This window comes from Pantoea sp. GABEPS69 (assembly GCF_045780835.1).
Classification (GTDB): Bacteria; Pseudomonadota; Gammaproteobacteria; order Enterobacterales; family Enterobacteriaceae; genus Pantoea; species Pantoea septica.
In genome coordinates this window covers 3,427,260-3,439,282 of sequence record NZ_CP118618.1, presented here as the reverse complement: position 1 = coordinate 3,439,282, position 12,023 = coordinate 3,427,260, and the positions used below count along the sequence as shown (strand labels likewise).

Here is a 12,023-nt window from a genome sequence, read left to right as displayed (position 1 = left end):
ATGAGTGACTATAAATCTACCCTGAATTTGCCCGAAACGGGGTTCCCGATGCGTGGCGATCTTGCCAAACGCGAGCCGGGAATGCTGCAGCGCTGGTATGATGACAACCTGTACGGCATCATCCGCGAAGCCAAAAAAGGGAAAAAAACCTTTATCCTGCATGACGGCCCTCCCTATGCCAACGGCAGCATCCATATTGGTCACTCAGTTAACAAGATTCTGAAAGACATTATCGTCAAGTCGAAAGGCATGGCGGGCTTCGACTCGCCTTACGTGCCGGGCTGGGACTGTCACGGTCTGCCGATCGAGCATAAGGTCGAGCAGATGATCGGCAAGCCGGGCGAAAAAGTCACGCCGGCCGAATTCCGCGAAGCATGCCGCAAATATGCCGCCGAGCAGGTGGAAGGGCAGAAGGCGGACTTTATCCGTCTCGGCGTGCTGGGCGACTGGGATCGTCCCTACCTGACGATGAACTTCCAGACCGAAGCCAATATCATCCGCGCGCTGGGAAAAATCATCGGTAATGGTCATCTGCACAAAGGCGCGAAGCCGGTGCACTGGTGTCTGGACTGCCGCTCGGCGCTGGCGGAAGCGGAAGTCGAATACTATGACAAAACCTCGCCCTCTATCGACGTCATGTTCAACGCGGTAGACCGCGACGCGGTGCGCGCGCAGTTCGGCGACGCGCCGGTCAACGGCCCAATCTCGCTGGTGATCTGGACCACGACGCCCTGGACCATGCCGGCCAACCGCGCTATCTCGCTGCACCCTGAGTTCGACTATCAGCTGGTGCAGATCGATGGTCGCGCTCTGATCCTTGCGAAAGAGCTGGTCGAGAGCGTGCTGAAGCGCGCTGGCGTCGCCGAGTGGACCGTGCTGGGCGAATGCAAAGGCGCGGCGCTGGAGCGTCTGACCTTCCAGCATCCTTTCCTGGTGAACATTCAGTCGCCGGTGGTGTTGGGCGAGCACGTTACGCTCGAAGCCGGTACCGGTGCCGTGCACACCGCGCCGGGCCACGGTCCGGACGACTATGTTATCGGGCAGAAATATGGCATCGAAGTGGCGAACCCGGTTGGCCCGGACGGCACCTATCTGCCGGGCACCTATCCGACCCTCGACGGCCTGAACGTCTTCAAAGCCAACGACGTGATCGTCGAGCTGCTGAAAGAGAAGGGCGCGCTGCTGCATGTGGAAAAACTGCTGCACAGCTACCCGCACTGCTGGCGTCACAAAACGCCGATCATCTTCCGCGCCACGCCGCAGTGGTTCATCAGCATGGATCAGAAAGGGCTGCGCGCGCAGTCGCTGAAAGAGATCAAAGGCGTGCAGTGGATCCCGGACTGGGGCCAGGCGCGTATCGAAGCGATGGTGGCCAATCGCCCGGACTGGTGCATCTCTCGTCAGCGCACCTGGGGCGTGCCGATGGCGCTGTTCGTGCATAAAGAGACCGAGCAGCTGCATCCCGATACGCTGGCGCTAATGGAGAAAGTCGCGCAGCGCGTCGAGCAGGACGGCATTCAGGCGTGGTGGGATCTCGATCCGCGCGATCTGATGGGCGACGACGCCGACAGCTACGTGAAGGTGCCGGACACGCTGGACGTCTGGTTCGACTCCGGCTCTACCAGCTATGCGGTAGTCGACGCGCGTCCGGAGTTCGGCGGCCACTCTGCCGATATGTATCTGGAAGGCTCCGACCAGCATCGCGGCTGGTTTATGTCTTCGCTGATGATCTCTACCGCGATGAAGGGCAAAGCGCCTTATCGTCAGGTGCTGACCCACGGCTTTACCGTGGATGGTCAGGGACGCAAGATGTCCAAGTCGATCGGCAACACCGTTTCACCGCAGGACGTGATGAACAAACTGGGCGCGGATATTCTGCGTCTGTGGGTCGCCTCTACCGACTACTCCGGCGAGATGGCGGTCTCTGACGAGATCCTGAAACGCTCTGCCGACGCCTATCGTCGCATCCGCAACACCGCGCGCTTCCTGCTGGCGAACCTCAACGGCTTCAACCCGGAAACCGATATGGTGGCGCCGGAAGAGATGGTGGTGGTGGATCGCTGGGCGGTCGGCCGCGCGCAGGCGGCGCAGGCGGATATCGTCGCGTCGTACGACAACTACGATTTCCATGAGGTTATCCAGCGCCTGATGCAGTTCTGCTCGGTCGAGATGGGCTCGTTCTATCTGGATATCATCAAGGATCGCCAGTACACCGCGAAGGGCGACAGCCTGGCGCGCCGCAGCTGCCAGACCGCGCTGTGGCATATCGCCGAGGCGCTGGTGCGCTGGATGGCGCCGATCATGTCCTTTACCGCCGACGAAATCTGGGGCTATCTGCCGGGCAAACGCGCGCAGTACGTCTTCACCGAGGAGTGGTATAGCGGCCTGTTTGGTCTGTCGCAGGACGAGGCGCTGAACGACGCCTACTGGGCGGAGCTGCTGAAGGTGCGCGGCGAAGTCAACAAGGCTATCGAGCAGGCGCGCAGCGACAAGCGTATCGGCGGCGCGCTGGAAGCGACGGTGACGCTCTATGCCGATGCGGCGCTGGCTGAGAAGCTGCAGGCGCTGGGCGATGAGCTGCGCTTTGTGCTGCTGACCTCAGGCGCGACGGTGGCGGATTACGCGCTGGCGAGCGAAGAAGCGCAGCAGAGCGAGCTGGTAAAAGGTCTGAAAATCGCCCTGCATAAAGCGGAAGGCGAGAAATGCCCGCGCTGCTGGCACTACACTACGGACGTCGGCCAGAACGCGGAGCATCTTGCCGTGTGCGGACGCTGTTACACCAACCTGGCCGGCAACGGCGAAGAGCGTAAATTTGCCTGATGCGTAAACCTATTCTCTCAACCGGCTTACGCTGGGTATGGCTGGTGCTGGCGGTGATCCTGGTCGATTTCGCCAGCAAGCAGTGGGTGATGAACAACATGATGCTGCATGAAACGCAGCCGCTGATGCCGTTCCTCAACCTGTTCTACGCGCACAACTACGGCGCGGCGTTCAGCTTCCTGGCGGATAAAGGCGGCTGGCAGCGCTGGTTCTTCGCCGGCATCGCCATCGCTATCGTGTTGGCGCTGCTGGTGATGATGTACCGCAGCCGCGCCAGCCAGAAAATCGTTAATATCGCCTACGCGCTGATTATCGGCGGCGCGGCGGGCAACCTGTTCGATCGTGCTTATCACGGATTCGTTGTCGACTTTATCGACTTCTATATCGGTGACTGGCACTTCGCCACCTTTAATATCGCTGACTGCGGCATCTGTATCGGCGCCGCGTTAGTGGTGCTGGAGGGCTTTCTCAGCCCCGCCGGCAAACAGGCAAAACAAGGGTAAGACATGACTGTCTCTGTAGAGCGCGACAGCGCGGTGCTGCTGCATTTCACGCTGAAGCTTGAGGATGGCTCCGTCGCGGAGTCGACCTCCGCGTCCGGCAAACCGGCGCTGTTCCGCCTGGGCGACGGCAGCCTTTCCGCCGCGCTGGAGCAGGAGCTGCTGGGACTGAAGGCGGGCGACAAGCACGCCTTTACGCTGGAGCCGGAAGCGGCGTTCGGCGCCGTCAGCCCGGATCTGATCCAGTACTTCTCGCGCCGCGACTTTATTAATGCGGGCGAGCCGGAAATCGGCGCCATCATGCTCTTTACCGGCATGGGCGGCAGCGAAATGCCCGGCGTGATCCGCGAAATCTCCGGGGATTCTATCACCGTGGATTTCAACCATCCGCTGGCCGGTCATCAGGTTCACTTCGATATCGACGTGCTGGAAGTCAATCCGGCACTGGAGGCAAACGATGCAAATCCTGCTGGCTAACCCGCGCGGCTTCTGCGCCGGCGTCGATCGCGCCATCAGCATTGTCGAGCGTGCGCTGGAGATGTACGGCGCGCCGATCTATGTGCGTCATGAAGTGGTGCACAACCGCTACGTGGTGAACAGCCTGCGTGAACGCGGCGCGATCTTTATCGAAGAGATCAGCGAAGTGCCGGATAACGCCATTCTGATTTTCTCGGCGCACGGCGTATCGCAGGCGGTTCGCGCCGAAGCGAAAGCGCGCAGCCTGACCATGCTGTTCGACGCCACCTGTCCGCTGGTGACCAAGGTGCATATGGAGGTGGCGCGCGCCAGCCGTAAAGGGGTGGAAGCGATCCTGATCGGCCATGCCGGGCATCCGGAAGTCGAAGGCACCATGGGCCAGTACAGCAACCCGAACGGCGGCATGTATCTGGTGGAGTCGCCGGAAGATGTCTTTAAGCTGCAGGTAAAGGATGAGAGCAATCTCTGCTTTATGACGCAGACCACGCTGTCGGTGGATGATACTTCTGACGTGATCGATGCGCTGCGCGCGCGCTTTCCGGCAATTATCGGCCCGCGTAAGGACGATATCTGCTATGCCACCACCAACCGGCAGGAAGCGGTGCGCGTGCTGGCGCGCGATGCGGAGGTGGTGCTGGTGGTCGGTTCGAAAAACTCCTCAAACTCCAATCGGCTGGCGGAGCTGGCGCAGCGCGCCGGCAAGCTGGCGAAACTGATCGACTCCGCGGACGACATCCAGGAAGAGTGGGTAAAAGGCATTGCGTGCATCGGCGTAACCGCTGGCGCATCGGCGCCCGACATTCTGGTGCAGCAGGTGATCCAGCGCCTGCGCGAGCTGGGTGGCGAAGCGGCCATCGAACTGATTGGCCGTGAAGAGAACATTGTTTTTGAAGTGCCGAAAGAGCTGCGCGTCGAAGTGCGCAACGTGCAGTAATCCTGCACCCTCAGCTTGCTGAAAGGCCGACGACAGTCGGCCTTTTTTATGGGCGAAAGGGTTGAGTTCCAGCCAGCGGAATTGCTTTTACTGATAATCGGTAAGCGCTACCCTGAAATTCTAATTATCCCGGTTTAGTAGTGGCGCGTCTGTTAACCGACCGTTAACCTGATTGCGCTTTGCATGCATAGTTTTGTATCAGGAATGAATAAATATGAGTAATTACCGCATTGCCATCGTAGGCGCCTCAGGCCGTATGGGGCGCAATCTGATTGAGGCGACGCAGCAGGCTGAAGGCGTCGAGCTGGGCGCCGCGCTGGTGCGTCCCGGATCCTCGCTGACTGGCAGCGACGCCGGCGAACTGGCCGGGCTGGGAAAAAACGGCGTGATTATCGTCGACGATTTACGCAGCGTGATGGATGACTTTGACGTGCTGGTGGATTTCACCCGCCCTGAAGGCACGCTGCACTATCTGGCGCTTTGCCGCGAATACAACAAGGCGATGGTGATCGGCACCACCGGCTTCGACGACGCGGGCAAAGCGGCGATTCAGGCCGCCGCCGCCGATATCGGCATCGTCTTCGCCGCTAACTTTAGCGTCGGCGTGAATCTGGTGCTCAAGCTGCTGGAAAAAGCGGCGAAGGTGATGGGCGACTACGCCGATATCGAAATTGTCGAAGCGCACCACCGCCATAAGGTTGACGCGCCTTCCGGCACGGCGCTGGCGATGGGCGAAGCGATTGCCGACGCCATGAACTGGGATTTGAAGGATCATGCTGTCTACGCGCGCGAAGGGCATACCGGTGAGCGCAAGCCGCAGACTATCGGTTTCGCCACGGTGCGTGCAGGCGACATCGTCGGCGAGCATACGGCGATGTTTGCAGACATCGGCGAACGCGTTGAGATAACCCACAAGGCTTCAAGCCGCATGACCTTCGCAAATGGCGCGGTTAAGGCAGCATTGTGGCTGAAAGAAGAGAAATCCGGCCTTTATGATATGCGTGACGTGCTGGATTTATCGATGCTGTGAATGTTGTGAACCATCGTGATGTGGTTATTTCAATCAGTAAGAGATTGATTGAGAAGGGTGATATTATTATCGCCCTTTATTTTTTATATAAATACCGGCTTTGGTTTCTATTTGTTGTAAAAGCTCTAAAATATTGTGTTTTACCTGTATATGAGATTAAAAAAAGACCTCTTTTGACCATTTGGTCAAAAATAGTGGTCTCAACGGCCCGCTTTTATTTTATTTCTCTCAGGCAACCGTTTATTCCCGCCGCTAATATCGCTTTTTTGCGACTTATTCCTGGTTTTTACCTTCAGTGACTCGAAAAGCACTAAAAAATCACGCTTCAGGGTAGACAAGCCAGGGTGCGATCATTAGAATGCGCGCAATTTGCCAAAAATCGACCACTCAGGCGGTTTTTGCCTTGATTCAGGGCCAAATTTTGAATTAATATGCAAATATTGTGACTGTTTATTCCCTGGAGGATGTTTTGATTAAGTCAGCGCTCTTGGTTCTGGAAGACGGAACCCAATTCCACGGTCGGGCCATAGGGGCAACGGGATCGGCAGTGGGGGAGGTCGTTTTCAATACGTCAATGACCGGTTATCAAGAAATACTCACTGATCCCTCCTATTCCCGCCAGATCGTCACCCTCACTTACCCCCATATCGGCAATGTCGGCGTCAACGCCGCTGACGCGGAATCCACGCAAATTCACGCGCAAGGCCTGGTCATTCGCGACCTGCCGCTGATTGTCAGCAATTTCCGCAGCGAAGAGAGCCTGTCAGCTTACCTGCAGCGCAATAACGTAGTGGGCATCGCCGATATCGACACCCGCAAGCTGACGCGTCTGCTGCGTGAAAAAGGGGCGCAAAACGGCTGCATCATCGCGGGCGACAACCCCGACGCGGCGCTGGCGCTGCAGAAAGCGCAGGCGTTCCCGGGGCTGAAAGGGATGGATCTGGCGAAAGAAGTCACAACGGCGGAGACCTATAGCTGGCAGCAGGGTTCCTGGACGCTGAACGAGGGCCTGCCGCAGGCGAAGAGCACGGAAGCGCTGCCGTATCACGTCGTGGCCTACGATTACGGCGTGAAATTCAATATTTTCCGCATGCTGGTGGATCGCGGCTGTCGCCTGACGGTGGTGCCGGCGCAGACGCCTGCCGAAGAGGTGCTGAAGCTTAACCCAGACGGGATTTTCCTCTCTAACGGACCAGGCGACCCGGAGCCGTGCGATTACGCTATCAGCGCGATCAAAGCTTTCCTCGAGACGGACGTTCCGGTGTTCGGCATCTGTCTCGGCCATCAGCTGCTGGCGCTGGCGAGCGGCGCGAAAACGGTGAAGATGAAGCTTGGTCACCACGGCGGCAACCATCCGGTGCAGGATCTCGACAACAACCGCGTCATGATCACCGCGCAAAACCACGGCTTTGCCGTCGATGACGCCAGCCTGCCGGCGAACCTGCGCGTGACGCACATTTCACTGTTCGACAAAACGGTGCAGGGCATTCACCGCACCGATAAACCGGCGTTCAGCTTCCAGGGACATCCGGAAGCGAGTCCGGGCCCGCACGACGCTGCGCCGCTGTTCGATCACTTTATCGAGCTGATCGAAGCCTACCGTTCGAAAGCTAAGTAATCAGGAGCCAGAAAATGCCGAAACGTACAGATATAAAATCCATCCTGATCCTTGGCGCAGGCCCGATTGTTATCGGCCAGGCCTGTGAGTTTGACTACTCTGGCGCGCAGGCGTGTAAGGCGCTGCGCGAAGAGGGCTACCGCGTCATTCTGGTAAACTCCAACCCGGCGACCATTATGACCGACCCGGAGATGGCCGATGCGACCTATATCGAGCCGATTCACTGGGAAGTGGTACGCAAAATTATCGAAAAAGAGCGCCCGGATGCGGTGCTGCCGACCATGGGCGGCCAGACCGCGCTGAACTGCGCGCTGGAGCTGGAGCGTCAGGGCGTGCTGGAAGAGTTCGGCGTCACCATGATTGGCGCCACGGCTGATGCGATCGACAAAGCAGAAGATCGCCGTCGTTTCGACGTGGCGATGAAAAGCATCGGACTGGATACGGCGCGTTCAGGCATCGCCCATACCATGGAAGAAGCGCTGGCCGTGGCTGAAGATGTCGGCTTCCCGTGCATTATTCGCCCCTCGTTCACCATGGGCGGCACCGGCGGCGGTATCGCCTACAACCGTGAAGAGTTTGAAGAGATCTGCGAACGCGGCCTCGACCTCTCGCCGACCAACGAGCTGCTGATCGATGAGTCGCTGATTGGCTGGAAAGAGTATGAGATGGAGGTGGTGCGCGACAAGAACGACAACTGCATCATCGTCTGCTCTATCGAAAACTTCGACGCCATGGGCATTCACACCGGCGACTCCATCACCGTCGCGCCGGCGCAGACGCTGACCGATAAAGAGTATCAGATCATGCGTAACGCCTCGCTGGCGGTGCTGCGTGAAATCGGCGTGGAAACAGGCGGCTCCAACGTCCAGTTCTCGGTTAACCCGAAGGACGGCCGTCTGATCGTGATCGAAATGAACCCGCGCGTCTCGCGCTCCTCGGCGCTCGCCTCTAAGGCGACCGGCTTCCCGATCGCCAAAGTGGCGGCCAAGCTGGCGGTCGGCTTCACGCTGGACGAGCTGATGAACGACATCACCGGCGGTTTGACTCCGGCGTCGTTCGAACCCTCTATCGACTATGTCGTCACCAAGATCCCGCGCTTTAACTTTGAGAAATTCGCCGGCGCGAACGACCGTCTGACCACCCAGATGAAATCGGTCGGCGAGGTGATGGCGATTGGCCGCACTTTCCAGGAGTCGATGCAGAAAGCGCTGCGCGGCCTGGAAGTGGGCGCTAACGGCTTCGACCCGAAAGTGCACCTTGACGACGCCGATGCGCTGACCCGCATTCGCCGCGAGCTGAAAGATGCCGGCGCCGAGCGTATCTGGTATATCGCCGATGCGTTCCGCGCCGGGATGTCGGTCGACGGCGTCTTTAACCTGACCAATATCGATCGCTGGTTCCTGGTGCAGATTGAAGAGCTGGTACGTCTGGAAGAGCAGGTGGCGCGCGAAGGCGTCAACGGTCTGAGCCAGCCGTTCCTGCGCGTGCTGAAGCGCAAAGGCTTTGCCGACGCGCGTCTGGCGGCGCTGGCGGGCGTCTCGGAAGGCGAGATCCGCAAGCTGCGTCAGCAGTACAACCTGCATCCGGTCTATAAGCGCGTCGATACCTGCGCCGCCGAGTTCGCGACCGATACCGCCTATATGTACTCCACCTATGAAGAGGAGTGCGAGGCGAACCCGAATCAGGATCGCGACAAGATTATGGTGCTGGGCGGCGGACCAAACCGCATCGGGCAGGGCATTGAGTTCGACTACTGCTGCGTGCACGCGGCGCTGGCGCTGCGCGAAGATGGTTTCGAAACCATCATGGTGAACTGTAACCCGGAAACGGTCTCTACCGACTACGACACCTCTGACCGTCTCTACTTCGAGCCGGTCACGCTGGAAGACGTGCTGGAGATCGTGCGCATCGAGCAGCCGAAAGGCGTGATCGTGCAGTACGGCGGCCAGACGCCGCTGAAGCTGGCGCGCGCGCTGGAAGCGGCGGGCGTGCCGGTTATCGGCACCAGCCCGGACGCGATTGACCGCGCCGAAGACCGCGAGCGCTTCCAGCAGGCGGTCGATCGCCTGAACCTGAAGCAGCCGGCTAACGCCACCGTCACTACGCTGGAGCAGGCGGTCGAGAAAGCGGCCAGCCTCGGCTATCCGCTGGTGGTGCGTCCTTCTTATGTGCTGGGCGGCCGCGCAATGGAGATCGTCTACGACGAGATCGACCTCAAGCGCTACTTCCAGACTGCCGTCTCTGTCTCCAACGACGCGCCGGTGCTGCTGGACCGCTTCCTGGACGACGCGGTCGAAGTGGACGTGGACGCGATCTGCGACGGCGAGCGGGTGCTGATTGGCGGCATCATGGAGCACATCGAGCAGGCAGGCGTGCATTCAGGCGACTCCGCCTGTTCGCTGCCCGCCTACACGCTGAGCCAGGAAATTCAGAACGTGATGCGTCAGCAGGTCGAGCGCCTGGCGTTCGAACTCAACGTGCGCGGCCTGATGAACGTGCAGTTCGCGGTGAAGGACAACGAGGTTTACCTGATTGAGGTCAACCCGCGCGCGGCGCGCACCGTGCCGTTCGTCTCTAAAGCCACCGGCGTGCCGCTGGCGAAAGTGGCGGCGCGCGTGATGGCGGGCAAAACGCTGGCCGAGCAGGGCGTCACTAAAGAGGTGATCCCGCCGTACTACTCGGTGAAAGAGGTGGTGCTGCCGTTCAACAAATTCCAGGGCGTGGATCCGATTCTCGGCCCGGAAATGCGCTCCACCGGTGAAGTGATGGGCGTGGGCCGTACCTTTGCCGAAGCCTTCTCGAAAGCGATGCTGGGCGCTCAGAGCAATATGAAGAAGAGCGGCCGCGCGCTGCTGTCGGTACGCGAAGGCGATAAGAAGCGCATCGTCGATCTGGCGGCCAAGCTGCTGAAGTTCGGCTTTGAGCTGGACGCCACCCACGGCACCGCCGTAGTGCTGGGTGAAGCGGGCATTAATCCGCGTCTGGTGAATAAGGTGCACGAAGGTCGTCCGCATATTCAGGATCGCCTGAAGAACGGTGAATATACCTATATCGTCAACACCACTGCCGGTCGTCAGGCGATTGAGGATTCGCGCGTTATTCGCCGCAGCGCGCTGCAATATAAAGTGCACTACGACACCACGCTGAACGGCGGTTTCGCCACGGCGATGTCGTTGAATGCGGATCCGACGGAAAAAGTGATTTCCGTACAGGAAATGCACGCGCTTATTAACGGTTAATTTCCGTGCATAATTAAACGGCCCTCCGGGGCCGTTTTTTTTATTTTTTTATCGCCAGCTTTGATAATAAATAACTAAAAACGATTAAAGTTTTGCGCATTTGTCTTTAGGCTTAGCGCGCAATGCTATTGCTGCTATTTTCTGTAAAAACCGCACAAATTTATAAAGCGAAAGCCTGTCTGCTCAACGTAATATTTCGCCGCCTATTCTTCCGGGCCAATCAGGGATTTATAAAAAAATGAAAATGCGTGCTTTCACACTGAGCGCTATTGCTGCGTTAATGGCGGCTGCGCCTTTTGCCAGCCAGGCTGAAATTACTCTGCTTAAACAAGATCCGCAGGCGGGCGATCCGCTGAGCCGACTGAACTTCACCGTAGGCGGCAGTATTCGTCCGCAGTTCGAACACCAGACCGGCGTCAACGATAAATCTTACAAGCGTAATGGCTTTGACGGCGGCACCCGCTTCCGTTTCGCCGCCGACTATTATCTGTTCGACGATATTAGCTGGGCGAGCTACTACGAAGTCGGCGTTAATATTCCTGCCGTATTTGACTGGGACAATCACTATAAAGACGGCGCTAACGACACCACGCGTCGCCAGCTTTATACCGGCCTGAAAAGTAAAACCTGGGGCGAGATCTATTTCGGCCAGCAGAACAGCGTCTTCTATGATGTTGTCGGCGCGAAGACCGATATCTGGGATTACGACATGAAAGGCCAGGCGCCGGGCAACGGCATCAACGGCGACTACGACGGCTCTTACCGTTCGCGCAAACAGCTGAAGTATAAAAACACCTTCGGCGCGGTCGACCTCTACGCCTCTTATCTGTTCAGCGACAACGAATACCTGCCGGGCAACGGCCTGCGCTACAAGCGCAAAGGCGGCGGTTCGCTGGGCGTGGATTACCATATTACCGACGACCTGACCTGGGGCACGGCGTGGAACTATACCCGCGCGGAGATGCGTAATCCGGGCAATAGCGACAGCGGCGACTACAACCAGAATATCTACGGCACCGCATTAAGCTGGAAGCCGGGCAACTGGACGCTCTCTGCGGGCGGCGGCTGGTATCAAAACTTCCTGCTGACCAAGCGCAGCAACGTCAACGACTACTTTGCCGATGACGCATGGGGCCTGGAATACTTCGCCGGCTACAAGATTCCGGTCAAGCAGTACGGTCTGAAAGCGGTGCAGCCTTACGTAATGGGCGATCGTCTGGAGTATGTTAACGGCCGGAACTACCAGCGCATCGACAACGGCGTGGGCGTCACGCTGTTCCTCGACTACGGCTTCCGCGTCGACTACGAACACGTCTTTACCTCCAGCACCGACAACCTGGGCGATATGAACCTGGTGCGTCTGCGCTACGATTTCTAATCGTCAAAACCTAAAACGGCTCCCTCG

At 58.6% G+C, this 12,023-nt stretch carries 9 protein-coding genes; all 9 read left to right on the top strand.

Annotated features, from left to right (window positions below; translation table 11 throughout):
• The 9 genes from ileS (at position 1) to PVE98_RS16730 (ending at position 11,996) form a co-directional block, all read left to right on the top strand.
• Positions 1 to 2,820 carry an isoleucine--tRNA ligase gene (gene ileS, locus PVE98_RS16770; RefSeq protein WP_033749653.1) on the top strand — a complete coding sequence of 940 codons (2,820 nt, stop codon included), beginning with the start codon at positions 1 to 3 and terminating at the stop codon, positions 2,818 to 2,820.
• A complete protein-coding gene (lspA, locus tag PVE98_RS16765; protein WP_033749436.1) occupies positions 2,820 to 3,323 on the top strand; it encodes a signal peptidase II in 504 nt (167 codons plus the stop codon). The genes ileS and lspA overlap by 1 nt, the downstream gene beginning before the upstream one ends.
• A 3-nt stretch (positions 3,324 to 3,326) precedes the next feature.
• Complete coding sequence (fkpB, locus tag PVE98_RS16760; RefSeq protein ID WP_033749437.1) at positions 3,327 to 3,797, top strand: FKBP-type peptidyl-prolyl cis-trans isomerase; 471 nt, start codon at positions 3,327 to 3,329, stop codon at positions 3,795 to 3,797.
• A complete protein-coding gene (gene ispH / locus PVE98_RS16755; protein WP_033749438.1) occupies positions 3,778 to 4,731 on the top strand; it encodes a 4-hydroxy-3-methylbut-2-enyl diphosphate reductase in 954 nt (317 codons plus the stop codon). The genes fkpB and ispH overlap by 20 nt, the downstream gene beginning before the upstream one ends.
• A 214-nt stretch (positions 4,732 to 4,945) precedes the next feature.
• The gene (dapB, locus tag PVE98_RS16750; protein ID WP_096072554.1) at positions 4,946 to 5,761 is read left to right on the top strand and encodes a 4-hydroxy-tetrahydrodipicolinate reductase; all 816 of its coding nucleotides are present in this window, start codon (positions 4,946 to 4,948) and stop codon (positions 5,759 to 5,761) included.
• Positions 5,758 to 6,060, top strand: a complete 303-nt coding sequence (locus PVE98_RS16745) for a hypothetical protein (RefSeq protein WP_127908367.1) — start codon at positions 5,758 to 5,760, stop codon at positions 6,058 to 6,060. Before dapB ends, PVE98_RS16745 begins: the two co-directional genes overlap by 4 nt.
• 170 nt (positions 6,061 to 6,230) lie before the next feature.
• Positions 6,231 to 7,379 carry a glutamine-hydrolyzing carbamoyl-phosphate synthase small subunit gene (gene carA, locus PVE98_RS16740; RefSeq protein ID WP_096072555.1) on the top strand — a complete coding sequence of 383 codons (1,149 nt, stop codon included), beginning with the start codon at positions 6,231 to 6,233 and terminating at the stop codon, positions 7,377 to 7,379.
• Between the two features lie 14 nt (positions 7,380 to 7,393).
• A complete protein-coding gene (gene carB / locus PVE98_RS16735) occupies positions 7,394 to 10,618 on the top strand; it encodes a carbamoyl-phosphate synthase large subunit (protein WP_033749444.1) in 3,225 nt (1,074 codons plus the stop codon).
• Between the two features lie 238 nt (positions 10,619 to 10,856).
• The gene (locus PVE98_RS16730) at positions 10,857 to 11,996 is read left to right on the top strand and encodes a porin (protein ID WP_033749446.1); all 1,140 of its coding nucleotides are present in this window, start codon (positions 10,857 to 10,859) and stop codon (positions 11,994 to 11,996) included.
• Positions 11,997 to 12,023 lie beyond the last annotated feature (27 nt).

Bases quoted from the DNA above. Each gene is read 5' to 3' on its own strand.
- ileS (WP_033749653.1), top strand. From the start codon at position 1: ATGAGTGACTATAAATCTACCCTGAATTTGCCCGAAACGGGGTTCCCG.
- lspA (WP_033749436.1), top strand. From the start codon at position 2,820: ATGCGTAAACCTATTCTCTCAACCGGCTTACGCTGGGTATGGCTGGTG.
- fkpB (WP_033749437.1), top strand. From the start codon at position 3,327: ATGACTGTCTCTGTAGAGCGCGACAGCGCGGTGCTGCTGCATTTCACG.
- ispH (WP_033749438.1), top strand. From the start codon at position 3,778: ATGCAAATCCTGCTGGCTAACCCGCGCGGCTTCTGCGCCGGCGTCGAT.
- dapB (WP_096072554.1), top strand. From the start codon at position 4,946: ATGAGTAATTACCGCATTGCCATCGTAGGCGCCTCAGGCCGTATGGGG.
- carB (WP_033749444.1), top strand. From the start codon at position 7,394: ATGCCGAAACGTACAGATATAAAATCCATCCTGATCCTTGGCGCAGGC.
- PVE98_RS16730 (WP_033749446.1), top strand. From the start codon at position 10,857: ATGAAAATGCGTGCTTTCACACTGAGCGCTATTGCTGCGTTAATGGCG.